Source organism: Rhodococcus jostii NBRC 16295 (genome assembly GCF_001894825.1).
GTDB lineage: Bacteria > Actinomycetota > Actinomycetes > Mycobacteriales > Mycobacteriaceae > Rhodococcus_F > Rhodococcus_F jostii.
The window spans coordinates 1-25,422 of record NZ_BCWY01000061.1 but is presented as its reverse complement, the minus strand read 5'-3'; the positions used below and the strand labels follow the sequence as shown (position 1 = coordinate 25,422).

The following is a 25,422-nucleotide window of genomic DNA, read 5'->3' as shown; positions in this document are numbered from 1 at the left end:
CCGTGGTGACAGTTCCGTGTCGCAGTGTGGTCGCGATTCGCACGGAGGTCGTCGCCGGGGTGGCCTCGGTCGTAGCACTGCAAGATTCCCGGTGCTGCAACTCTCCTCTATTACTAAACCGAATTCAGTTTGACAGATCGAACCGGTGGAGTTACCTTCAGTCGCGTGACTGCGCATCGGAGATGGTCGGCGAATACCGCGGTAGTGGGCTTAGGCGTAACGGCCATGGGAAAGATCTACGGGCGAACCACCGCAGACTTCGCCGCTGAGGCGATCGGCCTAGCCCTCGACGACGCAGGACTGCAGAAAACCGACATCGACGGGCTGCTACTCAACGGCAACGGAAACCTGGATATGGACCCGCGCCTGCAGTTCTCGCTGGGGTTCGAGGATCTGTCGATCATGAACTCGATGAGGGCATTCGGCTCGACAGTCGGCTCGATGGTCCAGTACGCCAGCCTTGCTCTGGAAGCGGGTTTGGTCAACTATGTGGTCCTGGTATACGGCGATACCCCACTGAAGCCCGCTGTCGGCGCTGGCGCCGCGTACGCGGCTCGCGGGGTCTGGGACGGGATGAACGTCCTCAAGGCGGTGTATGGCGAGTTCGGTGGCAATGTCCCGTACGCCCTGGCCGCGCGTCGACATATGGAGCTCTTCGGCACCACGAGCGAGCAGCTCGGCACGATCGCAGTGGCCCAGCGTGAGTGGGCACAGATGAACCCGCACGCGCAGATGCAGAAGCCGATGACGCTCGAAGACCACCAGGCTTCACGCATGGTGGCCGATCCGTTCCACCTGTTCGACTGCTGCCTGGTTTCCAACGGTGCCGTTGCCGTCGTGATGACGACGGCCGAGCGCGCGAAGGACTTGCGGCAGCCGCCGATTCACCTGAAGGCTGCGACGCAAGCCGCGCCGGGGGACAACCAGATGTCCGGACGCGACCCGGGAATCGTCACGGGCGCGAAGCAGGCCGGCGGGCAGGCCTTCGCGCTTGCGGGTATCACGCGCGACGACGTCGACATCCTCGAGCTCTACGACTGCTACACGTACACGGTGCTGGTGACGCTGGAGGACTACGGCTTCTGCGAAAAAGGTGAGGGCGGTGCGTTCGTCGCGGACGGCAAGCTCGGCCCCGGTGGCTCGCTGCCCACCAACACCGGTGGCGGGCAGCTGTCGGGCTACTACATGTGGGGCTTCACCCCGCTGTCGGAGGCCATCATGCAGGCACGGGGACAGGCAGGCGAGCGACAGGTGGCCAAGAACGACATCGTCGTGGCCAGTGGCAACGGTGGCGTCCTCAATTTCCACTCGACAACGATCTGGAGCAAGCATGCCGACTGACACCCCAGAGCTCACCTACGACGACGCCAGCGCGCCGTTTTTCGAGGGCGCGGCCCGTGGTGAGCTCATGCTGCAGTTCTGTGAGTCGTGCGATGGGTACATGTGGCCGGTGAAGTACCGCTGCCTCCATTGCTTCGCGCCCGGGGTTGTATGGCGTGCAGCGAGCGGTTGGGCGACGTTGTACAGCCTGTCCGTCGTGCACCAGGCTCACCCGAGATTCCCCAGTCCCTACGTCCTCGCAACGGTCGAGACGCAGGAGGGTGTCCGGTTCAACGCCTCGCTCGTCGGTGAGGACGCCGCGAGCACACCGATTGGATCGGAGCTGGTCGCCGTGTTCGACCGCACCGCAAAGCCATTCACCGTTCCCAGATTCCGGAGAGCCTCATGAGCTATCAATTCATCACCTACGAGAAGCGAGACCGTGTCGCGGTCGTGACCCTCAATCGGCCGGAGTCGATGAACGCCCTGCATCTCGAGGCGCACCTCGAGCTCGCGGAGGCGTGGGAAGATTTCCGCGACGACCCTGATGTGTGGGTCGCGATCCTGACCGGAGCAGGTGACCGCGCCTTCTGTGCGGGGAACGACCTCAAGGTGACGGCCGAGCGTACAGCGCGGGGTGGCGACGTCCAAGGCGAGGCCCGCCCCCCGTTCGGGCGCATTACCCGTGACTTCGACTGCCCGAAGCCCATCATCGCGGCGGTCAACGGTGTCGCCGCCGGCGGCGGTCTCGAGCTCATCCTGGCCTGTGACATTGTGGTGGCGTCGGAGCACGCCCGCATGGGACTTCCGGAGCCGAAGGTCGGACTCTTCGCCGGTGCCGGGGGCGCTCACCGGCTCGCACGTCAGATCCCCTTCAAGTTCGCCATGGGGATGCTCCTCACCGGCGACCTGATCGATGCGCCCGAGGCCCATCGGATGGGGTTGATCAACGAGGTGGTTCCTCACGACGAGCTGATGGCGAGGGCGCAGGCGTGGGCCGACCGGATCGTCAGGTGCTCGCCGTTGTCCGTGCAGCTCACCAAGGAGGCGGTCTTCGACGCCCAGTTCGTGAACATCGACGACGCCTTCCGGAAGGACAACGGCCGACGCGACCGGTTGCTGGCCTCGCACGACTTCGTCGAGGGGCCACGGGCCTTCACTGAGAAGAGGCAACCCGAATGGACAGGATGCTGATTGACATGACCGGGACCCATTCCCTCAGCGCGCTGCTCGCACCGCGCAACGTCGTCATCGTCGGGGCGTCGGAGCGTTCCGCCTGGTCCGCAGGGTCGTTCTCCAACTTCGCTCGGCTCGGGTTCGAGGGTCAGGTGCATCTCGTCAACCGGAAGGGTGGCACCGTCCACGGACAGACGGCCCACAAGTCGTGCGCCGAGATCGGCGAGCAGGTCGACCTGGCACTGCTGCTGGTGGCCGCCGAGGCCGTCCCGAACGCGCTGCTCGACATCGCCGCTGCCGGGATCCGTTTCGCTGTGGTGCTCGCTGCCGGGTTCGACGAGATCGGTGCCAACGGTCGTGCCATGCAGCACCAGATCACCGCGCTCGCACTGGAGCTCGGGGTAACCTGTGTGGGACCGAACTGCCTGGGGTTCATCAACCTCGTCGACAAGGTGCCTGCGTGGTCCGGCCGGATGGCCGAGCTCACCACAGGCGGAATGGCGGTCGTGTCGCAGAGCGGCGCGACCGCGCACACTATCTCGGCCTTTGCAGCGCAGCAGAACATCGGCGTCAGCCACGTCGTCTCAACCGGCAACGAGTCGATGGTCGACACGACCACGATGGCCACCATCCTCATCGAAGACGAGCGGGTCCGCTCCGTGGCGATGTTCATCGAATCGATCCGCGACGCCCGAGCTTTCCGGAGTCTGGCGCGTCGGGCCGCCGAGCTCGCGAAGCCGATCGTGGCGCTCAAGATCGGCTCGAGCGAGCTCGCCGCCGAGATCGCCCAGAGCCACACCGGTGCACTCGTCGGTGACGACCGTCTCGTTGATGCGGCGCTTCGGCAGTTCGGGGTCATCCGGGTCAGGTCTTTGGAGCAGCTGGTGATGACGGCCGGGCTGCTGTCACGTACCGGTCCGCTGGGCACGGGCGACCTGGGCGTCGTCTCGATGTCCGGCGGCGCCTGCGACCTTGTTGCCGACCGGGCCGATGCATCCGGTGTCAGGCTTCCCGTCCTCGCGGACGCGACGAGGGCGCGGCTCGCCGAGTTGCTGCCGGAGTTCTGCACCCTGCGCAACCCGCTCGACTCGACGGGAGCGGCGTCGGCGAAGCCGGAGCTCTTTCGCGACTCGATCTTCGCGCTCGCCGATGATCCGTCGGTGGCGATCGTCGCTGCGATCCACGTTCATCCCACCGAGGAACGTGGCGAGGCGATCAAGGAGCGACTGCGGATCGACGCACCGGCACTCGCCGGTTCGGCCACGCCGGTGATCCTGCTCGACCAGACGATCGCGACGATGGACCCCGGGACGGTGCGCAATCTCGAGGAGCTTGGCATCCCACTCGCCATGACGGGTCTCGACCACGCCGTCGAGGCGGCTGGCCATGCGATCTGGTGGTCGCAGTGGCTTCGCCAGGACCACCTGCCGACTGCGAGCGCGCCGGACCTGTCCGACCTCGCCGGGACCGGTGGGGTGTGGAGCGAGGCTGAGTCGCTGTCGCTCTTGGTCGAGCACGGTGTCCCCGCGGTTCCGTACGCCCATGTTCGGGGCGAGGAGGCCGCCGTCGAGGCGGCGGGTCGGCTCGGTTTGCCCCTCGTGGTCAAGCTCGTGACGCCCGATATCGTGCATAAGAGCGACGTCGGTGGAGTCCTCCTCGGCCTGGATTCGCCCGAGGCGGTCCGGCGGGCGTACCGCCAGGTGCAGGCGGCGGTGCAGGCAGTGCCGGGCGCGCAGTCCGAAGGTGCCCTGATCTCATCGATGCGATTTGGCGGCGTGGAGATGATCGTCGGGGTCGTGCGCGACCAGCAGTGGGGGCTCACTCTCGCGGTCGGCCTCGGAGGTGTCCTCGTGCATGTCATCGACGACAGTGCGCTGCGGACCCTTCCCGTAAGCGAGACCGACGTGCGGCAGATGTTGTCCGAGCTGCGCGGCAAGGCTCTGCTCGACGGTGTCCGCGGCTCCAAGCCCGTCGACCAGGATGCGCTGGTGACTGCGATCCTTCACGTCGCGAGGCTGGCCGAGCGACTCGGCGACTCGCTCGAATCCATCGAGATCAACCCGCTCCGGGTGGAGGGCTCGACCGTCGAAGCCCTCGACGCATCGATCGTCTGGCGCCCCAGCGGCAATGCTGGCGACCGAGCGGGAGTCGGGGAAGCCGGAGACGGAGCGGCAGCGCGCCCGTGAGTTCGTCCACCGGGCCGAGGCGCCCTGTGCGGGTAGGCGTCTGGCTAAGAGTCGGAGAAGGTGGGCCCGCGCAACATCTTCCTCGCCACGGCGAAGAGCCTCACCCTCCGGGGATTTCGCTGCAGCGCGCACTTCGTCCTCCTGGACGAGATGCAGCAGCGGCTCGCGTCCTGGTTGTGCGAGGGCAAGCCGGCCCATCTCGAGACCGACTCCGACGGGCCGGTAACGGCGCCGACGGCCATGAACGACATGCTGGTCGGCCGGACGGCCGGCAAGACACGAGTAGGGCTCGAGGACCGAGAGGCGCGACAATCAGTTGCGATTGGTCGAACTGGGTGCCGCCGACGATCAGCATGGTGGCGCCGTCGGCTGCGCAGCACCGTCGGTCGTCCCCGTCACCCGGGTAATGGGATGCCGGCAGCGACGGGGTCAGAGGCGTGAGCTGTTCCGACAAGACGGTTTTGCCAACCGAAGTGAGCGAAACTGCAGCTGTACTGCGCGTCGAGCCGGCACGACCCCGGTAGAAACTGGGTTCACTTCACGCGATCATGCGATTGACAGCACACCCCGACTTATCTAGATTCAAACTGATTTCAGTTCATGTTTCGTCAAGTGCAATGTCGTCCGTTCACACGATGGCAGCCGACCGCTCTTGCAAACACAGGCGGACAACAGGCGGCCTTGGGCAAACGCTTGTACGCACGTCCCGATCATGTTGCTGCACTGGACAGGTCACTCGCGGCGTAGACGTTCCCTCTGTGCGAGATTCCTCGCTCTGTCCCGAATGCACAGGTTCGCGCTCCGTGAACCCATACGAAAGGACTTGCATGTCATGAGAAGTGTGCCGATAAAGCTGATGGCGGTCGCGGTCGTCGCTGCTTTCGCCTCCGCCGCTTGCGGGTCCGGTGGCTCCGCAGCCAACCAACCAGTGTCCGGCGGTTGGGACGAGGTCGTTGCAGCTGCCAAGGGCGAAGGCAGTGTGCTGCTGTACTCGAGCCAGAAACCCGCCAATCTCGACGCTCTCACAGTGGCGTTCGAGCAGGAGTATCCCGAAATTTCCCTCGAGTACGTCCGGGGAACCGACGCCGACATCAACCCGAAGGTCGAGGTCGAGAATCAGACGAAGCGAGGCACGGCCGACGTCCACATGCTGACCGACGCCGCCTGGATCGAGAATTCCGCCGAGTCGGGCACCTACTCGACCGACCTCGTCGGTCCGGCATTTGACGCGCCGGAGTACGAACCGCAGAAGAGCGTCATTTCCGACAAGTTCTTCCTGACGAGTGCGGCGGTGTTCTCTCTCGGATGGAACACCGCCGCACTTCCGGGTGGTCTGCAGAAGCCGGCAGACCTGCTCGATCCTGCGTTGAAGGGCAAGATCGGTATCGTCAACCCGTCGGGCATTGCCTCGTACGTCGATCTCTACCGATTCTTCGAGAAGAACTTCGGCGACGATTACCTTCAGAAACTCGCGGAGCTGAAACCACGGATCTACCCGAGTGCGCTGGGGGTCGCTCAGGCCTTGACCTCGGGTGAGATCGTCGCAACCCCTATGGTGCAACCCCTGGTGCGGGAAAAGGAATCGGGTGCTCCCGTGGACTGGGCATTGCCGACCCCTCGGTGGGGAACTCCATGGTTCACTCACGTCCTCTCGGCGGCGCCGCACCCGAATGCGGCGCAGGTGCTGGCGAATTTCATGGTGACCCCGGCCGGCCAGAAGGCGTTGTCACTCGGCTACGCAAGCGCGCTTCCCGATATCGAAGGAAGCGTCGCCCGCGCCCAGGACATCGAGCTGCCCAACGCCGTTGATCTCACGCCCGAAGCGCTCACGCAATACCAATCGGACTGGGAAAAGCGATTCGTCCAGTAGGCGGCCCGCCTCGCGGTTTCCATCCTTTGGATCTGCGAATGTGGGGGCGGGCGGAGTGCGCCGCGACATCGGTGGCCAGGTTTCGGCACCCGCGTCGCATTCGACGTCGCGCCCCTGACCGCCACCCCGGCCAACTGCATCGTTGAGGTCGAGCACGATTACGCCCCAACGATATTCGAATGATTCGAGGAACTCCGAATGCCACAGCGCCCGGGGGCGGTGACATTTATGATGCACGCGCGAGCGAGCCGGTTCGCGGTCGCTGCCGCCAAGCTAATGACCACGGCGGCCGGAAGCCGGGCAGTTCAGCGAGGTGAGAACGCAGAGAGGCTGATCAGGGAGGCAGCAGCGAACCGACGCGAAATTGCTCGCTTCGATCTGCAGGGGAGGCGTCAGGGTTGCGGCGATCCTGGCATTGGTCAGCCGGTGTAGGGGGATTGTCGGACGATGCGAATCCTCTCGCGCCGTTACCGCCGCAGCCGCGCTTCGCCGGAGACTCGTTGCTCCCAGAACGCATCCGATCGTGCCCGTACCGCCCACGGAACGCTCATGCGATGTCGTCTCTGTGCGTTGACGAGAGGAGATCGCTCCACCAGTCACGTAGTTCGCGCGGGTGGCGGCGTGTCATGCCACTCGCCCGAGTTATGTGGGTGTCTTTCCTTTGTACGCATCAGGGGTGACGTCTGTCGTGCCAAGCGGACTGCGTCGGCGGCCTCTGCAGCTCGGCTACTGAGCGAGTTGGAGGCACCGGCCGGTGCATTCGAGCTCACGTTCCTTGCCTTAACTGGATATGCGGGGTAGACCTGAGGTATGGATCCACGGCAGACCAAGGTTGGACCGGAAGAAAAGGTTCCGCCTCTCGGTCGTGGCGCCCAGCACGAGTTGTAGGTACCCACGCAAAAGCACGGCCCACTAACTGGGCTCAGCGCGGTGGGCTTGCGTCAGGCGGGGGATGTCTGACGCCGAGGCCACATTTCACCCCGCGCAACCATGCAGCTTGGTAGCCAGATGTTCGTGCTCGCGGGCGGCTCCCCTTCATCGGGGCGCCGCCCGACGTGTGTCTGTGAACCTCCGTAGCGCCGCCGACGTCTAGCATGATGTCTACCGAACCTGATCGTACGTTGAACAATTCAGCCAAAGGGCTGCGCCGACAGTGAAGACCGCTCCGGAACTGTTGCGAACCCAGTCTATTCCGGCAAACCTATCTGGCACTTGCGGCGCGAGCGCACGGGTCGTCGACGCGTGTGCGTCAGCGAGAACACTGACACCCACTGATGGTGCTCGTCGGAGCGGAGGCCATGTTGTCGACGTGAGCGCGATACGACGGACCCGTGGCGACAGATCGTCCCTGCCGAAGAATCCGACTTCGGTGCCCGGGGGCGAATCTCTGACATTCAGCACCACCTCCATGTAGGTAACTGAAGTAGGTTCAGGCAACCCGAATACCCCTATGGCAGAGATGTTTTCGATCTAGCGGTCAAAGGCTCTTGGTGCGCTGCCTCAGTTTGCGCGGGGACACCGACTCGGCGACGAACGCGATGACTGCGGCCGGGAACCACTGCGTGGCCGCGACGTCGAACGGTGTGAGGACAGTGCGGATCCGCTGAGATGTCACCGGTGGCCGGAGACGGCAGCGCTCGTCGTGGTCGGCGCTGAGGTTCCGGGCATGCGGGCAGAGGTACGGGGAAGCGGGTACCGACTGGCTGGGTGACGGCAATGCGTTCGATGGACATCAGCAGGGAAATGGCAGGTCCCCTTCTGTTCGTCAGTTGTCACCGCGGAGGGTGGTCGCGAACCGTATCGCGTCGCTGTTGCGGAGGTACCGTGGTCCGCAAGGGTATGTGAGAGGAAAGCGACGGTTTCATGCCTCCCGACGGCAAGGCGAACGTGGGAAATCTTCCCCACGAACTGACGAGTTTCGTCGGCCGCCGCCGTGAGGTCGCAGAGGTTCGCCGGCTGCTCTCCTTGTCGCGGCTCGTGACGTTGACAGGTATCGGCGGCGTGGGAAAGACCAGGCTCGCTCTGAGGGTCGCCGCCGACTCGAGTCGTGCGTTTGACGACGGTGTGTGGTTGGTCGGGCTGGGCGAACTGGACGACCCAGGCGCTGTCGGCGACGCTGTGTTGTCGTCATTGGACCTGCGCGAGGGCAGGGGCGACCCACCCGCGGCACTGCTGGTCGAATACCTCGCGGTGCGAAAGCTGCTGGTCGTGTTGGACAACTGTGAGCACCTCGTAGAACCGGTCGCCGATCTCGTCGACACGCTTCTCCGTGCCTGCCCGGAACTTCGGATTCTCGCGACCAGTCGGGAATCGCTCGGCATTGGGGGAGAAGCCGTGCTCCGGGTGCCGCCCCTGACGATGCCGGAGCCGAATCAGCGGTCGGCGGTCGGTGGGGGACTCGGTCACTACGAGGCGATGAGCCTGTTCGCCGAACGTGCGGCCGCGGCGGTCCCGGGCTTCATTGTCACCGAGAACAATCAGGATGTGGTCGCGGCGATCTGCCGTCGCCTGGATGGCCTGCCGCTGGCGATCGAACTGGCGGCGGTGCGGGTGCGGGTGATGTCGGTGGAGCAGATCCTGCACCGGCTGACGGACCGCTACAGCCTGCTGACTTCGGGTAGTCGTGGGGCACCAGCACGGCAGCAAACTCTGGAGTGGTGCATCGACTGGAGCCACGAGTTGTGCACTCGGGCCGAGCGGGCGATGTGGGGACGGTTGGCGGTATTTTCGGGCAGCTTCGAGCTCGACGCCGTCGAAGCCGTCTGCACCGATGTCGTGGCAGCGGACCAGGTTGTGGATCTGGTGGGCTCGCTGATCGACAAATCGATCCTGATTCGCGAAGCGGATGCCGCGGGGGCGGTGCGGTACCGGATGCTCGAGACTCTGCGCGACTACGGTACTGAACGGTTGCAGGAGACCGGCGAGTTCGGATCGCTGTTGCGGCGGCACCGGGACTGGTACGAACACGTGGTGCTGCGGGCGGAGGCCGACTGGATCAGTTCGCGACAGGTGGCCTGGATCGTGCGCCTCGACGCCGAGCAACCGAACATCCGGGCCGCGCTGGAGTTCTGCCTGACCAGCCCGAGAGAGGCGGATGCGGGACTTCGCCTGGCCGAGGCGTTGTACCTGTACTGGCTGGTGCGGGGCAGACTGCGCGAGGGGATGCGATGGCTCGCGCAACTTCTGGCGGTTCAGGACGACAAAACCGGTACGGAGCGAATCAAGCCGTTGTACGTGCTGAGTGTGCTGTCCGCACTGAACGGCGACCCGGAGGCCTCCGCACTCTATGCGGAACGCGGGGGCGCCCTCGCGGCGCAACTCAGAGATCGTACCGGCGCGGCGCTCATGTCTGACGCCGCCGGCCATCACGCACTGGTCACCCAGGACTACGCGACGGCCTGTGAACACTTCGAATCCTCGCTCGCGGTATTCCGCACGGACGGCAACCTGCTGTACCTGATCTGGTCGCTGCTCGGGCTCGCATTGGCAAGTGACGCGGACGGAGACCGGACACGCAGCGAGGAGTGCCGGGGGGAGATCCTTGCGCTCACCGCGTCGCGAGGGGAGTTCGTCTACCGAGGATGGGCGCTGTGGGGTTTAGGGATGGGGGCCTGGCAGCGGGGCGAGCCGTCCCGTGCGAAAGATCTGCTCACACAGGCATTGCCGCTCGCTCGGAACGTGGACGACCGCATCAGCGCAGGGGGGTGTATGGAGGTGCTCTCGTGGATCGCAGTGGATGAGGGAGCCTCCAGGCGTGCGGCCAGGCTGATGGGTGCGACGGACGCCCTCGCCCAGACGGCGGGGAGTCCGAGCACCGTATACCCAAACGTGGGTGTCCTTCACGCCGAGTTCGAGAAAATGGCCCGTCGGGCGATCGGTGACCGCGCGTTCGAGACGGAGTTCCGGCAGGGGCTCGGGATGCGGTTCGAGGAAGCCGCGGCGTACGCCCTCGACGAGAAGGACACGACCGACACCCCCGCCGGACCGGGATCGACGAGCCTCACGCGGCGGGAACAGCAGGTAGCCGAACTTGTCGCCGAGGGCCTCACCAACAGATCGATCGCCGACAAGCTCGTCATTTCGCAACGGACCGCGCAGGGCCATGTGGAGCACATCCTCTCCAAACTGGGATTCACCTCCCGCACTCAGATCGCGACATGGGTCGTCGAGCAGACACAGGGGCAGCAGTCCTGATCGCATGCCGCCGCGGCGGAACTGATTCGGCGCCCGCAGGTGGAGGCGTTCCGTAGCCGACCTGAAGACACGAACCCACTCGGAGTCCCGGTCTGGAACCTGTGCGCGTCGATCCGCTACGACGGACCAAAGACCTACAGATCGGTCAGGATTCGAGAAGCGCCGGTCCCTGGGTGCGCATAGCGTGGACTGCATCGCCGAAGAAGCGGTCGTCGATGACCGCCGTATCCCGAAGGAGACGAACATGAGTCCCACTATCCGCAGCCTGGTGATCCCGGTATCGGACCTGGACGCCGCCAAGGCGGTTTACACCGCGTTGCTCGGCGCACCGCACACCGACGAGTCGTACTACGTCGGGTACAACGTGGACGGCTTCGAAATCGCCTTGAACCCAGGTGGCGAGACCGCCGGACCTGTTGCCTTCGCTGACGTCGAGGATCTCGACGCGACCCGCGAAACTCTGCTTGCCGCCGGTGCGACCGAGCGCAGCGCCCCGCGTCAAGTCGCATCCGAGGCGCGGATCTGCGTGCTCGCCGACGCCGATGGCAACCCGATCGGGCTGCGCGGCCGGTAGCCCCGCCGTGGCCGGGGTCGGCGTCGTGAGTCGCCCCGCGTCACGTGTCGAGACGATCTCCCCGATCGGGGTCGTCTCACTGCGATGGTGCGAGCCTCGCACCGTCAACGGTTCATCTCATGGCGGATCGCGTCCTGGATTTTTCCGTGAGCCGCCGTGATACCGCCCGCGATATCGGTCAGTGTTCTCCGGTGCCGGACGCGCAGCGGGTCGTGCACTGCGCCATCGTGCAGATGTTGCCGATGGGGAAACACCGGGCGGGACCCTGCCCTCACGAGGTGTTGATTGAACGACTCCGTGAGGTGCGACAGCTCGTCGAGTTGTCGGTAGACGTCTTTGCTGGCCACGACCTGCGCCTGGCTGACGAGGCAATCCAGTTCATAGCCACCTATCCCTTCCTGGTCGCCGGCAGGATGCGATGCCCGTGTCGTCGCGGTCGCCGCGAGCGCGGCCGTCGCTCTCAGCAACTCGGCGTAGATCGCGAGCCGCAGCTTCACTAGCTGGTCTCGGCGCGCGTTCTTGCTGCGCAATCGTTCGGTAACCCACGGGGAGACGGCCGTGCCGACTATCCCGGCCACGCCCATCCACATGATGGCATTCACGGTCCGTCTCCCGTCTCTTGTGCATCCATTTCTTACAGCGAGAACCCTTCAGTTCTCGTTGTCGCCGAAGATGGTCTTGGCTTCGAGGTACTCCATCAGACCGAATCTGCCGAACTCACGGCCGTTGCCTGACTGTTTGTAGCCGCCGAACGGCGCATCGAAGGCGAGTGGAGCTCCGTTCAGATGAACCATCCCCGTCCGCAGCTGTCGGGCGACGTTCCGTGCGCGCTGCGGATCGCTCGACGAGACCATTCCGGACAGCCCATAGTTGGTGTCGTTCGCGATGCGGATTGCGTCGGCTTCGTCCTCGTAGGCGATCAGCATCATGACGGGCCCGAAGATTTCTTCGCGTGCGATGGTCATATCGTTCGTCACGTCCGCGAAGACGGTGGGTTGAACGTAGTAGCCCGTGGACAGTCCGGCCGGGCGACCGACACCTCCCGCGACGAGCGTGCCGCCCTCATCGATGCCGGTCTGGATCAGACGCCGAACCTTGTCGAACTGCGTCTGTGACACCAAGGGGCCCACGGTCGTTCCCTCGGCCTCGGGTGGACCGACCACGATCGATCCGGCCGCGGCTCTGGCGATCGCGACCGCGTCGTCCATGCGGTCCGACGGAACCAGAATGCGAGAGCCCGCGTTGCAGGACTGACCCGAATTGACGACGACACCCAACACGTCTCGCGTGATCACTTCTTCGAAGTCCGCGTCGTCGAGCACGATGTTCGCCGACTTGCCGCCGAGTTCCTGCGTGACGCGTTTGACTGTCTGCGCAGCATTCCGAGCGACCTCGACGCCGGCGCGCGTCGATCCGGTGAACGACACCATGTCGACATCGGGGTGCATCGACAGGGCGGCTCCGACGGTGGGTCCGTCGCCATGGACGAGGTTGAACACTCCCGCAGGGACACCCGCTTCATGGAGTATCTCCGCGAAGACGATCGCGTTGAGCGGCGCGATCTCGGATGGCTTCAACACCATGGTGCAGCCGGCGGCCAACGCCGGTGCAACTTTCGCGGCGATCTGATTGACAGGCCAGTTCCAGGGAGTGATGAACGCACACACGCCGACCGGCTCGTGCACGACCGTTGTCGTGCCGATCTGCTCCTCGAATTCGAACCCGCGGAGTGCATCGAGGGCTGCGGTGAGATGCACCAGGCCGGACGGTGCCTGCGCGGTCGTGGCGAGGCCGGTGGGTGCGCCCATCTCCTGGGTGATAGTCGACGCAAGGTCGTCCACACGCCGCTCGTAGACCTCGATTATCCGACTCAGCAGAGCAATCCGATCGGAACGTGTCGTCGACCCGTAACTGTCGAAGGCTCTGCGGGCGGCCATGACGGCGCGATCGACATCCTTCTCGTCGCCCGATGCGATCGTGGCGATCGCCTGCTCCGTCGCAGGGTTGACGACGTCGACCGTGTCGGTGCCGATCGGGTCGACCCACTCGCCGTCGACGTAAAACTTCCGGGTGTTCTCCATGGTGCTCCTTTGGTCGGCTGCTGCAGAAGGCAGGAAAGCTTTGCTTCCGGCGTGTGACAACAATGACTCTTCGCAGCTCCGACGTCTGTCCGCCGGCCGGGCCCACTGGAGGATGAATGCGTTGTCCCCCAATCGGAGGACAACCGGGATTCGGGTCGAGCGATCATGGAATGAAATGCGAGACGATCTGTCCCGCCTGCTGATCAGCGGGCGGTGCCCCCACGAGAATGTGCCTCGCTATACCGGATCGGTGGTCGCCGTCTTCGCGCGTTCGGATTCAGGTGTTGGGCGTCCCGCGATTTCAGCGTGTCGCCATCGCGGCGATCCGCAGGTCGCGCGTGCGGGATTGGTGCGCGATCATGAGAAGCCTGGCTTGCTCGGCGTTTCCCGCTCGGACGGCGCTCAGGATGTCGCGGTGCTCGGTTTCGATCTGCTGCAGATTCGATTCGGCCTGCGCTTCTTCCGCGTCGTACACCCGTAGCTGAGCGTCGAGCCGATCCATCAGTTCAGTGATCGTCTGGTTGTGTGCAGCGCTGCGCAGCGCACTGTGCCATTCGTTGTGTATGGCCAGGCTTGTCGCGGGGTCGGGTGTTTCGACGGCCTGGTCGAACAGTCGGGTCAGTCGAGCGATGTCGAGGTCGGTGTGGCGGGTGGCCGCGGAGTAGGCGATCGCCGATTCGAGGGCGATACGCGCCTCGCAGATCTCGAGCACTTCTTCGGCGCTCCGCTCGCGCACCCGGTACCCGCGCGGTGCCTGGACGACGAGGCCCTCGTAGTCGAGGCGCTGCATCGCTTCCCGCACCGGCGTGCGGGACAGCCCGAGTTCGGTGCCGACCGCCGCGGGCACCAGCATCGTCCCCGGGCGGTAGGTGCCCCCTGTGATGCGCTCGCGTAGTTGCTTGTACGCGGCTGACTCTCGTTCCACGGGTTGTCCTCTCTCTGGCACGAAGGCATGCCACGACGCAACCCTTACCAGAGTGCAGGTGCCCGAGTAAATACTTTGAATCCATGTGTATACAGATAAAGACATTTATGTGCAGATGTTCGTAGGCTCCTCCGCGTCTGCACAAGGAGAAGTCATGCACAACCACTCGTCAATCCCGGGCAATCGATATGTCTGACACCCAGGTCGCACCGCGCCGTGCCGTCACATCACCTCCCGGCGACCGCCCGCCGGCGCCGCGCCGCCGCCTCCGGCCCGCCGTGCTGTTGCCCTGGGTGGTCCCGGTTCTGCTGATCCTCGGCTGGCAATGGGCGTCGTCGACCGGCACGATGTCCCCGTCGATCCTTCCGCCGCCCAGCAAGGTGCTCGCCACCGCAGATAAACTGTGGACGTCGGGCGAATTGCAGACGCATCTGCTGGTGAGTGTGCGCCGGATCCTGATCGGGTTCACGCTCGGCGCAGCTATCGGCCTGCTGCTCGGCTTCCTCGTCGGGCTCTCGAAGATCGCGGAGGGGCTCGTCGACCGCACCCTGCAGATGCTGCGGGCGCTGCCACACCTCGCGTTGGTGCCGCTGCTGATCGCCGCGTTCGGCATCGGTGAACTGCCGAAGATCGTCCTCGTCATTCTCGGCGTGATCTTCCCGGTCTACCTCAACACCGTCGCGGGTATCCGTACCGTGGATCCCAAACTGATCCAGCTGGGCGAGTCCTACGGACTCGGCCGTGGCGCCCGAATCCGCGACATCATCGTCCCCGGCGCGATGCCGATGATCCTCACCGGCATCCGGTACGCCCTCGGCGTCGCGTGGCTGACTCTCGTGATCGCCGAGACCATCGCCACCAGCGAGGGCATCGGCTTCCTCGCCCAGAACGGCCGCGACATGCTGCGGAACGACCGCATCGTCCTCGCCATTCTTCTGTACGCGATCGCGGGTCTGCTCGCGGACCAGATCACCCGGTTGATCGAGGCCCGTGTATTGCGCTGGAACCCTCACTACCAAGGCGGAACTCGCTAATGCCCACTTCCTCCCTCGTCGGTCTCGACCTCGTCGGTCTCGGCCACCGCTACCGCGACAAGACCGTCCTCCACGACATCGATCTCGCCATCGCCCCGGGCGAGTTCGTCTCTTTCCTCGGCCCCAGCGGTGTCGGCAAATCGACGCTCCTGCGGATCCTCGCGGGTCTCGAGCGACCGACGAGCGGTTCGGTCGAACCGGTCGGCGCAAGAACCGCCGACTTGGTCACCCGAATGATGTTTCAGGAGGACCGGTTGCTGCCGTGGCGGTCCGTCGTCGACAACGTGCAACTCGGCACCCGGAACCAGCGAGACCGGGCTGTCGAGTTGCTCCACGCTGTCGGCCTCGCCGGCAGGGAGACGGACTGGCCGTCCGAGTTGTCCGGCGGGCAGCGGCAGCGCGTTGCCCTGGCTCGCGCACTCCTGCATCAGCCCGACGTGCTGCTGCTCGACGAGCCCTTCGGCGCACTCGACGCCATCACCCGGGTCGCGATGCAGCAGTTGCTCGAGCGAGTGCTGGCCGACCGGCCCCGCACGGTTCTTCTCGTCACGCATGACGTCGAGGAAGCGCTCGTCCTCTCCGACCGCGTCCTCCTGCTCACCGAGCAGGGCATTACCCGTGACCTGCGGATCCCGCAGGCGCGGCCACGACACCGTGGTGACAGCCGGCTCGCGGTCTGGAAGGAGGAGTTCCTCGACGGACTCCTGCAGGCCGACACCGCGCTCACCTTCCCCTGATCCCACCCGAAAGGTTCGTCCTCTCCATGTCTTCGCGCGTCAACCCGTCCCTCGCGGCACTCGACCGCCGCGGTTTCCTCAAGGCAGCCGGGGCCGGTGTCCTCGGCCTGTCGGCGCTCTCGATCGCCGGATGCGGGTCCGGTACGGCTTCGGGTACGTCCGGCGGTCCGCTCACCGAGGTGCGCTACGCCCTAATCGGCGACGGGAAGGCCGAGCCCGGAACCATCCTCCGCAACAACCTCGGTGGCTTCGACCTGAGCGCCGATCTCGGTCTTCCCGTGCAATGGCCCTCCGGATTCCCGGCGTCACTGCCCGTGATGGAGGCGATCAAGTCGAGCAGCGTCGACTTCTCCTTCGCCACGGCGACCGCCGTCATCTATGCGATCGGTGGTGGGGTGCCGATCGTCCCGCTCGTCTCCTACCCGCTGCCCGCGAACGAGGTCGACATCCTCGTGCCGCGCGGATCCGACATCAAGGCGGGAGCGGACCTGAAGGGCCGCAGGGTGGCCGACCACCGTGGCACCACCGGCACTTACAGCCTGGTGAAGTACCTGCAGTCGGTCGGTCTCACACTCGAGGACATCGAATACGTCAACCTACCCGCCGCCGACGCCGAGGCCGCGTTCGCCGAGGGCAAGGTCGATGCCTGGACAAGTTGGCAACCCACCGTCGAACTGGCCAAGCGCAAACACGATGCCGTGGCTCTGCCCGACGTGAAAACGTACGACTACGCATTCTTCGTCGCCAGTGAGAGCCTCGCGTTCGATCACCCCGAGACCGCCGCGGCGCTCGTTCGGAACGTACGCGACGCGCAGCGGTGGATCGAGGGAAATCCCGAAGTGGCGGTGGCGGCATTCGCCGACCTGGGCGGCTTCGGCAACAGCGACCTCGAAGAGCAGGTCTATCTCGACCTGGTGAAGTCGCGACGATTGTCGTACTCGGGCGCCGGTGAATTCGGCGCCGTCGACGCAGCCGCGATCAACGGAACCCAGGACCTCGCCGACAACTTCCACGACCTCGGCGTGTATCCCGACCGGGTCGACGTCACCACCTGGCTGCAGGACTCCCGCTTCGATTCGATCAAATCGACCGTCACCTCGGCACTCGCGAATTAGGAACACCGAAACCATGTCATCTCCTCGTATGCACCTCGCCGCGTTCGTCACCGCCGGGCCGGGCCGCCCGGGCGGCTGGCGATACCCCGCGTCCGTGCCCGGCTGGTTGTCGGCCCGTTACTACCAGGACATCGCGCGCACCCTCGAGGACGCGCGGTTCGACCTCGCCTTCTTCGCCGACATCCTCTCCGTCCCCGACCGTTTCGGCGGCAGCCTCGACTCGCAACTGCGTAACGGCGCGCTCGGCTCGATGCGTCTCGACCCACTGCACATCCTGTCCTCGATGGGCGCAGTGACCTCGCATCTCGGGCTCGCGGCGACGGTCTCGACCACCTACGCGCAGCCGTTCACCGTGGCCCGGTCCTTCGCGACACTCGACCACCTCACCGACGGCCGGGCCGCCTGGAACGTCGTGACGTCGTTTCAGGAGTCGGAGGCCCGGAACTTCAACCGGGACGAGCAGTTTCCCCGCAAGCAGCGATACGAGCGGGCGGACGAGTTCCTCGAAGTCACCGGAAAACTGTGGGACAGCTGGGACGACGACGCGCTCGTGCTCGACACCGAGGCGCCGCTCTTCGCCGACCCCGAACGCGTCCACAGCATTGGGCACAAGGGGGAGTGGTTCACCGTCCAAGGACCGCTGAACGTTCCGCGGCCGCCCCAGGGATACCCGGTGGTGATCCAGGCAGGAGCGTCCGCGAAGGGCAAGGACTTCGCCGCCCGGTGGTCCGACGTCATCTTCTGCAGCCACGCCTCGCTGGAATCCGCCCAGGACTTCTACCGGGAGATCAAGGAACGCGCCGCCGCGCACGGCCGCGACCCCGACTCGGTGAAGATCCTGCCGTCGATCGCGCCGGTGGTCGGCGCCACCACCGCGATCGCCCGGCAAACCTTCGACGAACTGTTCGAGTTGGTGCCGCCGCTCGGTGGATTGTCCACCCTCGCCTACCATCTCGATGTCGATCTCTCGACCTTCCCTTTGGACGAACGCCTACCCGACGTCGAGGTACCCGGGGTCGAAGGGCACTACAACGAGGTCCGTGAGATGACCGAGCGCGAGGGCCTGACCCTCCGCGAACTCGGAAAGCGGTACGGCGGACGCGTCGAGGGTGGGTTCATCGGCACCGCGAACGAGGTCGCCGACGGGCTCGAACAGTGGTTCACGGAGGGCGCATGCGACGGATTCATGCTGCAGGCTCCCTACCAGCCGGGCGGATTCGAGGACTTCACCCGTCAGGTCGTCCCCGAACTGCAGAAGCGCGGACTGTTCCGCACCGAGTACGAGGGGAGAACGCTCCGGGAGAACCTCGGTCTCCCGCGGGTCGAGTCGGGGGAGTGGGCTCGCCGCGTACGACGGACCGCGGAGGCCGACGCGTGACCACTGACGTCGTCGAGGTAGCCGGGCACACTCTCGTCGATAGACCCGGACGATTCCTCCTCGATGCTCGCGGCAACCACCTCGTCACCGACTCCCGGTTCGGGCCCGCCGAGGCCGTCCAGGCGGGCGAACTACTGCTCGCCGCGCTCACGTCCTGTGCGATGGCGAACATCCAGGCCAACGCCGAGGCTGACGGTATAGCTGTGGACTCGATCGAGGTCCGGGCGACGCATCGGCGAGGGACGGCCGACGTCACCCGCTACGACTTCACCACCGTCCACATCCACATCCACGGCGTCGACCAGGCGGCAGCCGAACTGTTGGCGGACAAGTTCGTCTCCACCTGCCCGATCTACAACACCGTCCGGCGGGGTAGCGGGATCGAACTCGTCGTCAACGGGAGCCTGTGAGCGATGGTCCCGGACAGTGGGTGCAGGTGCCGCCCAACCAGCAGCTCAGGCGGCACCTGCACTCCACCCCTCGCGCGAATCGGCTCGTGTGCCCCGAGCGTTCGCGTTGTCATGTGACCACCATGACGCCCAAACCCTACCAGTAAACCGGCCACTTGGTTTGTTTCGGCGTGGAGAGGTGGCACTGCCCGCGACGTGGGGGCACCGCCGATGCACTGAATCTATTCAGGCAGGATGGATTTCGAGTGTGGCCGCCCGCGGGCCGTCTTTCTCGAGGTGGTCGACGATCGAGGCATATCGGCCGTATTTTGCGCGGTAGGCCGCGTCGACACGCGCCAGGTCGCCGTCGTCGGCCTCGGTGAACTCGACGTCGTGTGTGGTGCTGCGGGCGACGATCCGTCCCGTGCCGGTGGCGAGGGCACCCCGGAACCAGTCGGCGGTGCGGCCGTTCGTGGACCGGACGAAGACCCGGTCGCCGTCACCGACGATCCAGATCGTCGTGGGGCGCCGCAGGCTGCCGTCTCCGCGGCGGATGACGACCTGCACCTCCTCGGGGGCGGTGACGGCCCGCGCGTCCTGCGGTCGCCACGAGTTCATGTGCTCTCGCTTTCTCGATGGATAGTTACTTCTGTGGATTGAGCGTCTCGCGGTTCGGGCGCCGAGGGCTCGGCCGGCTAACGGTCGATCATCCGCATTTGCTGCTCGTTGTGGTGATCGCCGGCGGGCGGGGTGAGGTTGTCGAGCTTGGCGATCTGGTCGTCGGTCAGCTCGACGGCGTCTGCGGCGGTGTTTTCCTCGACGCGGGACACCCGTTTGGTGCCGGGGATGGGGGCGATGTCGTCGCCCTGCGCCAGCAGCCAAGCGAGTGCAACCTGCGCTGGTGTGGCACCGACCTCCGTGGCGATGGCCTCGACTTCGTCGGCGATGTGCAGGTTCCGTTCGAAGTTCTCACCGGTGAAGCGGGGGTTGGTTGCGCGGAAGTCGTCGGCGTCGAATTGTTCCGTCGAGCGGATGGTCCCGGTGAGGAAGCCGTGGGCGAGCGGGGAGTAGGGCACGAAGCCGATGCGCAACTCGCGCAGCAACGGCAACACCTGTGGCTCGGGGTCACGAGTCCACAGGGACTACTCGGATTGCACAGCCGTGATCGGGTGGACGGCATGGGCGCGGCGAATCGTGCTTGCTCCCGCTTCGGACAGGCCGATGTGGCGAATCTTGCCCTCGCTCACCAACTCTGCCAGAGCGCCGGTGGTGTCCTCGATGGGCGTATTCGGGTCGACGCGGTGCTGGTAGTACAGGTCGATGTGGTCGGTGCCCAGCCGTCTGAGTGAGCCTTCGACCGCGGTGCGGATGTTCGCCGGGCTGCTGTCGAGGGCGCCGGGACCGCCGCCGGAGTGGGAGATCATGCCGAACTTGGTGGCCAGCACGACCTCGTCTCGGCGGCCCTTGATCGCGCGGCCGACGAGTTCTTCGTTGGTGAAAGGCCCGTATATCTCGGCCGTGTCGATGAGGGTGACGCCCAGATCGAGCGCCCGGTGAATGGTGCGGATGGACTCGGTGTCGTCCGTGCCCGCTCCGGTGTAGGCAAAGGACATCCCCATGGCTCCGAGACCGATGCGGGAGACGTCCAGGTCTCTCAGTTCGACGTGCTTCATAGTCGCTACTCCTTCTGTTCGTCGGTGCGGTGATGTCGTCATGCGTTCTGCTGCACGCCTGCGCTCGTGAGGTCGATGGGGGTGCGGTCGAGTGTCCGCCGCGCGAGCAGGACGGTGCCACCGGTGAGAGCCGTAGAGATGTGGGCGGTGAGAACGGTGGCGGGATCGTCCTCGGCGGCGCCGGCGTCTCGGGGGGTGACCCCTGCGATCCCGGCCGGCTGCCGGGCCCGAGTCAGTAGTCACGCGCTTCTTCTCGTTGGGCGGGTGGGGGAACCGCGCAGCCGGACGAATCCGGCTACGCGGCTCGAGGTGTTCAGGGACGCACGAGGACCTTCAGGGCCTTGCGGTCGTCCATCGCGCGGTAGCCGTCGGGGACCTCGTCGAGGCCGACGGTGCGGTCGAAGACCTTGCCCGGTTCGATCTTGCCGTCGAGCACGTCGGGCAGCAGTTCCTCGATGTAGGCGCGGACCGGGGCCGGGCCGCCGGTGAGGGTGATGTTCGGCCCGAACAGGGTGCCGAACCCGATAGGCGCGGCCTCGTACTGCGGCACACCGACACGGCTGATCACACCGCCCGGACGGACCACCCCGAGGGCCTGCTCGTAGGCGGGCATGTGGCCAACGGCCTCGAGCACCGCGTGGGTACCGTCGCCGCCGGTGAGCTCGCGGACCTTGGCGATGCCCTCCTCGCCGCGTGCGGCGACGACGTCGGTGGCACCGAACTCGACACCCAGGTCGGTGCGGGTCTTGTGGCGTCCCATCAGGATGATCCGCTCGGCGCCGAGCCGCTTGGCCGACAGCACCGCCGACAATCCCACCGCGCCGTCACCGATAACGGTGACCGTGCTGCGCTCGTTCACGCCGGCCTTGACCGCGGCGTGGTAGCCGGTGCCGAACACGTCGGACAGGGTCAGCAGCGACGCCAGCAGCGCGGAGTCCTCTCCGACCGGGGCCTTGACCAGGGTGCCGTCGGCCAGTGGGACGCGGACGGCTTCGGCTTGTCCGCCGCCGATGCCGTTGGCGGCCCAGAATCCGCCGTGGCGGCAGGAGGTGTGCAGGCCTTCCCGGCAGAACTCGCACGTGCCGTCGGACCAGGCGAACGGGGCGATGACGAAGTCGCCCTTCTTCAGGGTCGCGACATCCTTGCCGATCTCCTCGACGACTCCGATGAACTCGTGGCCCATCGGGCTTCCCTCCGGCGTCACCGGCATGTTGTGGTACGGGTGCAGGTCGGAGCCACAGACGCAGGAACGGACCACCCGGACGATCGCGTCGGTCGGCTGCTGCAGCACCGGGTCCGGCACATTTTCCACACGAACGTCTCCGGCGCCGTACATGATGGTTGCTCGCATGATGTCCCTTCGATTGTTCTGGAGTCGATCCCTGATCGCCGCGGACGATTGCCCTCCGCGACCGACGTCGATCAGTCAACGCTCTGTCTCCTCCGTGCGGGAGTGCCTGTCGTTCCAGGTACTGGCGGTACCTCCCTCGCGACACGTATCACCCCGGAGCACGCGGGCCCTGTCGGCCTACGGCGGAAATCGCCGCGTGAGAGTTCGGTGTCCAGAAACCGTCGGTGAGTTATCCACGCGCAGAGAGGTATTCGGTTCTTCCTGAGCCGAGCGCACCGTGCGCTTTCACCGCACCAGACTCGAGAAGCTGCACCATCCCGTGTCGGTGACCTCGACCTGAACTTCGAGGCGATCCGGACCGCTGGTCGCGAGCCCGACGGCGGCACCCGCAACAGTATTGACAATCTGTGATCCAGTGCACATACTCGAAAATGACACGGCGTTCCGCTGAACGGCACACTTACCCCGGGAGGGTTCGGTGGCCGCGTCGAGTCCCCGCGACTCCCCACGCAGCCCGCGTGCGATCGCAGTTCGATTAGTGACTTCCTAGAAAGGGAAATCTCATGCCATTTGTGGACACGGAGAGGTTCACGGAGGCGCTCAACTTGGATCCCGAATTCAAGATTGCGGCGCGCTTCTGGAACGCCATCGTCCGGTTGGAGATCGGCGATGAGACCTACGTGCTGGTGATTCGGGACGGACACCTCGAGTCCATGGCACCGCCCGAGGGCAACAACCTCATGACGGTGGCGCGGAACTACGACATCGAGATCTCGGCGCCGATCGAAGAATGGAGCAAGTTTTTCCAGCGGGTGCCTCGCCCGTTCTATCAGGACCTGTTCTCGGCGGTGTCGCGGCACAACTTCCGCTATGGCGGGGACATGAAGATGTTCTTCGCCTATTACGCGGCGCTGCGGCGGCTGTTCGATTTCATGCGTTCGTACACCAACGTTGCCGAGGAGGCGAAATGACCACGACGAAGTTCGACAAGGCGGTCGGGCGGTACCTGTACCTGACGATCGACGACGTCGAGTACCGGGTCTACTACGAGGAGAGCGGGTCCGGGATCCCGCTGCTTCTCCAGCACACCGCCGGCTGTGACGGCCGCCAGTACCGGCATCTGCTCGAGGACGAGGAGATCACCTCCCAGTTCCGTGTGATCTCGTGGGATCTGCCGTATCACGGGCGGTCGTTGCCGCCGCTGTCGGTGCGGTGGTGGGAGCAGGAGTACACCCTGACCCAGGACTTCTTCATGAAGTTCGTCGTTGCCCTGGCCGAGGCCCTCGGCTGCGAGGACGCGGTGTATATGGGTAGTTCGATGGGCGGCAACCTCGCCCCGGATCTGGCCTTGCACTACCCCGGCGTGTTCCGTGCGGTGATCGGCCTGGAGGCGGCGCTGCATTCGCCCGGCTATTACCTCGACTACTGGTTCCACCCCGAGATCAGCAACGACTCGAAGCCGGCGGCGATGTACGCGCTGACCTCACCGACGGCGCCGGAGGTCGGCCGGAGGGAAACGACCTGGGTCTACAGTCAGGGCTCCCCGCCGGTGTTCAAGGGTGACCTGCAGTACTACAGCGTGGAGCACGATCTTCGGGAAACGGCGAAGAACATCGACACGTCGAGGACTGCGGTGTACATCCTCAACGGCGAATACGATTTCGCGACGGGGCCGGAGGAAGCGCAGGAGCTCGGCGCGCGGATCGAGGGCGCGAAGGTTCTTCCGATGGCGGGACTCGGGCATTTTCCGATGAGCGAGGACCCCGAGCAGTTCTTCCGGTGCATCAAGCCGGTGCTGTGGGAAATCCGTAACGCGGCCGTGCCGTCGAAGGCGCTCTCGGCAACCCGGTAGCAGTCGGATAGGTGTGTTGCGCGGTCGGCAGTGCTCGTGGTGATCGCGGGTCCGGGGCCGTCGCAACCACGCCGGGCCGCCGGCGAGCGAGTTCCTCCAACCTCGCCGTCGGCGGCCCGGCGCCGCCCATCAGCTCACGATTCGTGCCGAGCGTGTGACCTTTTCCGGGGCGCGGGCGCGACATCGAAACCTTCGAGGAGTCGTGCAAGGGGGCTGATCATGGCGTTCGCCGATCGTGCTCTCGGATCGACCGCCCTCGCCGAAACCGGCACGCAGAACATGGCGGCGGTGCAGCTGAGTGTCAATTTTCTCGGTACCGTCCGGGTCGGGGACCTCTTGACGAGCTCACCGCGTATCGTGCGGCGCACGGCATCGATGGTCTTCGCGGACTCCGACCTGCGGGTGAACGACGCGGTGGTGGCCACGGTGACGGGGGTCTTCAAGATCCTCGCGGACAGTTCGCCGTCTGTCGGCGTCGGTGGGCTCGCCGAGAGCCGCCCTCGGTGAGTCGGTAGGGAAGTCAAGGCTGGACATTTCGACATACTGTGCCGATAATCGGCACAGTACGGAAATGTAGCACCGCGGCGGTGCTGATCCAGCGGCGGTCGAGGGAGAGGAACAGTAGGTGCAAGGCATCGAACGAGGGTTGCGCGTACTCGAAGCTGTGGCGGAGAGCCAGCCGGTCGGAGTGGGCGAACTGTCACGCACCCTTCAGTTACCGAAATCGACCGTACAGCGGACTCTTCAGGCGCTCGCGTCCGCCGGCTGGATCCGCAGCGATGGGAGCGAGTACACGAGATGGAAGCTCACCTCGCGGGCGCTGGCCGTGGGCCGGCGGGGCTGGGACAAGGGAGACTTGCGGACGGTCGCGCTCGAGCCGATGCGTGAGCTGCGGGATCTGACGAACGAGACCATCACACTTCAGGTTCGCGATGGCGCGGAGCGGGTGGTTCAGATCGAACGCATGGATTCCCATCAGGCGGTTCGCACCTTCATCAAGGTCGGCAGCACATGGCAGCTCCCACACACGTCGGGGGGAATGGCGATCATGGCGCGCTTGCCGAACGACGAGGTCGACAGAATTCTTTCCAGCCCCATCCAGCAACTGACTCCGCAGACCGACACCGACCCCGAATCGATCCGAAAGAAGATCGAGGAAATCCGCCGCGTCGGATATGCGGTGAACGTCAATCAGAACCGGATGGGAGTGTGCGCCGTCGGGGCTGCCGTGCTCGGTGAGGGGGGATGCCCCGTGGGTGGCATCGGGATCTCGATGCCGGAGACCCGTTTCGACGAGAATCGTGTGCCGTGGTGGGGTAAGCAGGTCGCCGACACTGCAGCGAACGTGAGTTCATTGCTCTGATCCCGCGTATGCGCTCGGGATGCCTTCCTGAGCCGCACAGGCGAAGTTCGTCCACGGCGTCGGCTTCCCTAATTCACGGAGGTCGGCGGGTGAGCGGCCTCGCCGCATGTCTTTTCGTTCGGGACTGAGCGTAGAAAGCGCCCCCGTGCCTCAGATCCGGCACGGGGGGCTTCATCGCGTCGCCGTCACAGGCGGGCGGTGATT

22 protein-coding genes and 1 pseudogene are annotated in these 25,422 nt (G+C 65.5%); 16 read left to right on the top strand and 7 right to left on the bottom strand.

What is annotated here, in order from left to right:
- The first annotated feature begins 225 nt into the window (after positions 1 to 225).
- The 5 genes from RJ1_RS30755 to RJ1_RS30730 all read left to right on the top strand — a co-directional run bounded on the left by RJ1_RS30755 (position 226) and on the right by RJ1_RS30730 (position 6,552).
- Positions 226 to 1,341 (top strand): thiolase family protein, encoded by a 1,116-nt coding sequence (locus tag RJ1_RS30755; RefSeq protein WP_073366291.1) that lies wholly within the window; start codon positions 226 to 228, stop codon positions 1,339 to 1,341.
- Complete coding sequence (locus tag RJ1_RS30750) at positions 1,331 to 1,729, top strand: Zn-ribbon domain-containing OB-fold protein (protein ID WP_073366290.1); 399 nt, start codon at positions 1,331 to 1,333, stop codon at positions 1,727 to 1,729. The genes RJ1_RS30755 and RJ1_RS30750 overlap by 11 nt, the downstream gene beginning before the upstream one ends.
- Positions 1,726 to 2,514: an enoyl-CoA hydratase-related protein gene (locus RJ1_RS30745; RefSeq protein WP_073366289.1), complete on the top strand. Its 789-nt coding sequence runs from the start codon at positions 1,726 to 1,728 to the stop codon at positions 2,512 to 2,514. The genes RJ1_RS30750 and RJ1_RS30745 overlap by 4 nt, the downstream gene beginning before the upstream one ends.
- A 5-nt stretch (positions 2,515 to 2,519) precedes the next feature.
- Positions 2,520 to 4,682: an acetate--CoA ligase family protein gene (locus RJ1_RS30740; protein ID WP_162850413.1), complete on the top strand. Its 2,163-nt coding sequence runs from the start codon at positions 2,520 to 2,522 to the stop codon at positions 4,680 to 4,682.
- An 832-nt stretch (positions 4,683 to 5,514) separates the two neighbouring features.
- Positions 5,515 to 6,552 carry an extracellular solute-binding protein gene (locus tag RJ1_RS30730; protein WP_073366286.1) on the top strand — a complete coding sequence of 346 codons (1,038 nt, stop codon included), beginning with the start codon at positions 5,515 to 5,517 and terminating at the stop codon, positions 6,550 to 6,552.
- Positions 6,553 to 8,029: 1,477 nt separating this feature from the next.
- Here RJ1_RS30730 and RJ1_RS46890 read toward each other — a convergent pair.
- Positions 8,030 to 8,167 carry a hypothetical protein gene (locus RJ1_RS46890; RefSeq protein ID WP_162850414.1) on the bottom strand — a complete coding sequence of 46 codons (138 nt, stop codon included), beginning with the start codon at positions 8,165 to 8,167 and terminating at the stop codon, positions 8,030 to 8,032.
- Positions 8,168 to 8,415: 248 nt separating this feature from the next.
- Here RJ1_RS46890 and RJ1_RS30725 point away from each other — a divergent pair, with 248 nt between their 5' ends.
- On the top strand, positions 8,416 to 10,746 hold the full coding sequence (locus RJ1_RS30725; protein WP_073366285.1) for an ATP-binding protein: 2,331 nt from the start codon (positions 8,416 to 8,418) through the stop codon (positions 10,744 to 10,746).
- A 244-nt stretch (positions 10,747 to 10,990) separates the two neighbouring features.
- A complete protein-coding gene (locus tag RJ1_RS30720; RefSeq protein ID WP_073366323.1) occupies positions 10,991 to 11,320 on the top strand; it encodes a VOC family protein in 330 nt (109 codons plus the stop codon).
- Between the two features lie 104 nt (positions 11,321 to 11,424).
- Here RJ1_RS30720 and RJ1_RS30715 read toward each other — a convergent pair whose 3' ends face one another.
- From RJ1_RS30715 to RJ1_RS30705, 3 genes are all read right to left on the bottom strand, one after another.
- Positions 11,425 to 11,922 carry a hypothetical protein gene (locus tag RJ1_RS30715; protein WP_073366284.1) on the bottom strand — a complete coding sequence of 166 codons (498 nt, stop codon included), beginning with the start codon at positions 11,920 to 11,922 and terminating at the stop codon, positions 11,425 to 11,427.
- Positions 11,923 to 11,970: 48 nt separating this feature from the next.
- Positions 11,971 to 13,401 (bottom strand): aldehyde dehydrogenase family protein, encoded by a 1,431-nt coding sequence (locus tag RJ1_RS30710; RefSeq protein WP_073366283.1) that lies wholly within the window; start codon positions 13,399 to 13,401, stop codon positions 11,971 to 11,973.
- Positions 13,402 to 13,702: 301 nt separating this feature from the next.
- A complete protein-coding gene (locus RJ1_RS30705; protein ID WP_240320076.1) occupies positions 13,703 to 14,326 on the bottom strand; it encodes a GntR family transcriptional regulator in 624 nt (207 codons plus the stop codon).
- Positions 14,327 to 14,514: 188 nt separating this feature from the next.
- On the opposite strand from RJ1_RS30705, the gene RJ1_RS30700 reads away from it, so the two are divergent.
- The 5 genes from RJ1_RS30700 to RJ1_RS30680 are packed head-to-tail and all read left to right on the top strand — an operon-like array spanning position 14,515 to position 19,000.
- The gene (locus RJ1_RS30700; protein WP_083400807.1) at positions 14,515 to 15,360 is read left to right on the top strand and encodes an ABC transporter permease subunit; all 846 of its coding nucleotides are present in this window, start codon (positions 14,515 to 14,517) and stop codon (positions 15,358 to 15,360) included.
- Complete coding sequence (locus RJ1_RS30695; RefSeq protein WP_073366282.1) at positions 15,360 to 16,097, top strand: ABC transporter ATP-binding protein; 738 nt, start codon at positions 15,360 to 15,362, stop codon at positions 16,095 to 16,097. Before RJ1_RS30700 ends, RJ1_RS30695 begins: the two co-directional genes overlap by 1 nt.
- A 26-nt stretch (positions 16,098 to 16,123) precedes the next feature.
- Complete coding sequence (locus tag RJ1_RS30690; protein ID WP_073366281.1) at positions 16,124 to 17,212, top strand: NrtA/SsuA/CpmA family ABC transporter substrate-binding protein; 1,089 nt, start codon at positions 16,124 to 16,126, stop codon at positions 17,210 to 17,212.
- Positions 17,213 to 17,225: 13 nt separating this feature from the next.
- The gene (locus RJ1_RS30685) at positions 17,226 to 18,590 is read left to right on the top strand and encodes an LLM class flavin-dependent oxidoreductase (RefSeq protein ID WP_073366280.1); all 1,365 of its coding nucleotides are present in this window, start codon (positions 17,226 to 17,228) and stop codon (positions 18,588 to 18,590) included.
- Positions 18,587 to 19,000 (top strand): OsmC family protein, encoded by a 414-nt coding sequence (locus RJ1_RS30680; RefSeq protein ID WP_073366279.1) that lies wholly within the window; start codon positions 18,587 to 18,589, stop codon positions 18,998 to 19,000. Before RJ1_RS30685 ends, RJ1_RS30680 begins: the two co-directional genes overlap by 4 nt.
- A gap of 225 nt (positions 19,001 to 19,225) precedes the next feature.
- On the opposite strand, the gene RJ1_RS30675 is transcribed toward RJ1_RS30680, so the two are convergent.
- The 3 genes and pseudogenes from RJ1_RS30675 to RJ1_RS30665 form a co-directional block, all read right to left on the bottom strand.
- On the bottom strand, positions 19,226 to 19,597 hold the full coding sequence (locus tag RJ1_RS30675) for a DUF2255 family protein (RefSeq protein WP_073366278.1): 372 nt from the start codon (positions 19,595 to 19,597) through the stop codon (positions 19,226 to 19,228).
- 77 nt (positions 19,598 to 19,674) lie between these two features.
- Positions 19,675 to 20,652 (bottom strand): annotated as a pseudogene (locus RJ1_RS30670) (aldo/keto reductase).
- Positions 20,653 to 20,965: 313 nt separating this feature from the next.
- Positions 20,966 to 22,003, bottom strand: coding sequence for a zinc-dependent alcohol dehydrogenase family protein (locus RJ1_RS30665; protein WP_073366277.1), 1,038 nt, complete (start codon positions 22,001 to 22,003; stop codon positions 20,966 to 20,968).
- A gap of 605 nt (positions 22,004 to 22,608) precedes the next feature.
- Here RJ1_RS30665 and RJ1_RS30660 point away from each other — a divergent pair.
- The 4 genes from RJ1_RS30660 to RJ1_RS30645 all read left to right on the top strand — a co-directional run bounded on the left by RJ1_RS30660 (position 22,609) and on the right by RJ1_RS30645 (position 25,218).
- A complete protein-coding gene (locus tag RJ1_RS30660; RefSeq protein ID WP_240320077.1) occupies positions 22,609 to 22,974 on the top strand; it encodes a hypothetical protein in 366 nt (121 codons plus the stop codon).
- A complete protein-coding gene (locus RJ1_RS30655) occupies positions 22,971 to 23,855 on the top strand; it encodes an alpha/beta fold hydrolase (protein ID WP_073366275.1) in 885 nt (294 codons plus the stop codon). Before RJ1_RS30660 ends, RJ1_RS30655 begins: the two co-directional genes overlap by 4 nt.
- A gap of 219 nt (positions 23,856 to 24,074) precedes the next feature.
- Positions 24,075 to 24,362 (top strand): PaaI family thioesterase, encoded by a 288-nt coding sequence (locus RJ1_RS30650; RefSeq protein WP_143049021.1) that lies wholly within the window; start codon positions 24,075 to 24,077, stop codon positions 24,360 to 24,362.
- A gap of 118 nt (positions 24,363 to 24,480) precedes the next feature.
- Positions 24,481 to 25,218 (top strand): IclR family transcriptional regulator, encoded by a 738-nt coding sequence (locus RJ1_RS30645; protein WP_073366274.1) that lies wholly within the window; start codon positions 24,481 to 24,483, stop codon positions 25,216 to 25,218.
- The last annotated feature ends 204 nt before the right edge of the window (positions 25,219 to 25,422 follow it).

Bases quoted from the DNA above. Each gene is read 5' to 3' on its own strand.
- RJ1_RS30755 (WP_073366291.1), top strand. From the start codon at position 226: ATGGGAAAGATCTACGGGCGAACCACCGCAGACTTCGCCGCTGAGGCG.
- RJ1_RS30750 (WP_073366290.1), top strand. From the start codon at position 1,331: ATGCCGACTGACACCCCAGAGCTCACCTACGACGACGCCAGCGCGCCG.
- RJ1_RS30745 (WP_073366289.1), top strand. From the start codon at position 1,726: ATGAGCTATCAATTCATCACCTACGAGAAGCGAGACCGTGTCGCGGTC.
- RJ1_RS30740 (WP_162850413.1), top strand. From the start codon at position 2,520: ATGACCGGGACCCATTCCCTCAGCGCGCTGCTCGCACCGCGCAACGTC.
- RJ1_RS30730 (WP_073366286.1), top strand. From the start codon at position 5,515: ATGAGAAGTGTGCCGATAAAGCTGATGGCGGTCGCGGTCGTCGCTGCT.
- RJ1_RS30725 (WP_073366285.1), top strand. From the start codon at position 8,416: ATGCCTCCCGACGGCAAGGCGAACGTGGGAAATCTTCCCCACGAACTG.
- RJ1_RS30720 (WP_073366323.1), top strand. From the start codon at position 10,991: ATGAGTCCCACTATCCGCAGCCTGGTGATCCCGGTATCGGACCTGGAC.
- RJ1_RS30710 (WP_073366283.1), bottom strand. From the start codon at position 13,401: ATGGAGAACACCCGGAAGTTTTACGTCGACGGCGAGTGGGTCGACCCG.
- RJ1_RS30700 (WP_083400807.1), top strand. From the start codon at position 14,515: ATGTCTGACACCCAGGTCGCACCGCGCCGTGCCGTCACATCACCTCCC.
- RJ1_RS30695 (WP_073366282.1), top strand. From the start codon at position 15,360: ATGCCCACTTCCTCCCTCGTCGGTCTCGACCTCGTCGGTCTCGGCCAC.
- RJ1_RS30690 (WP_073366281.1), top strand. From the start codon at position 16,124: ATGTCTTCGCGCGTCAACCCGTCCCTCGCGGCACTCGACCGCCGCGGT.
- RJ1_RS30685 (WP_073366280.1), top strand. From the start codon at position 17,226: ATGTCATCTCCTCGTATGCACCTCGCCGCGTTCGTCACCGCCGGGCCG.
- RJ1_RS30675 (WP_073366278.1), bottom strand. From the start codon at position 19,597: ATGAACTCGTGGCGACCGCAGGACGCGCGGGCCGTCACCGCCCCCGAG.
- RJ1_RS30665 (WP_073366277.1), bottom strand. From the start codon at position 22,003: ATGCGAGCAACCATCATGTACGGCGCCGGAGACGTTCGTGTGGAAAAT.
- RJ1_RS30655 (WP_073366275.1), top strand. From the start codon at position 22,971: ATGACCACGACGAAGTTCGACAAGGCGGTCGGGCGGTACCTGTACCTG.
- RJ1_RS30650 (WP_143049021.1), top strand. From the start codon at position 24,075: ATGGCGTTCGCCGATCGTGCTCTCGGATCGACCGCCCTCGCCGAAACC.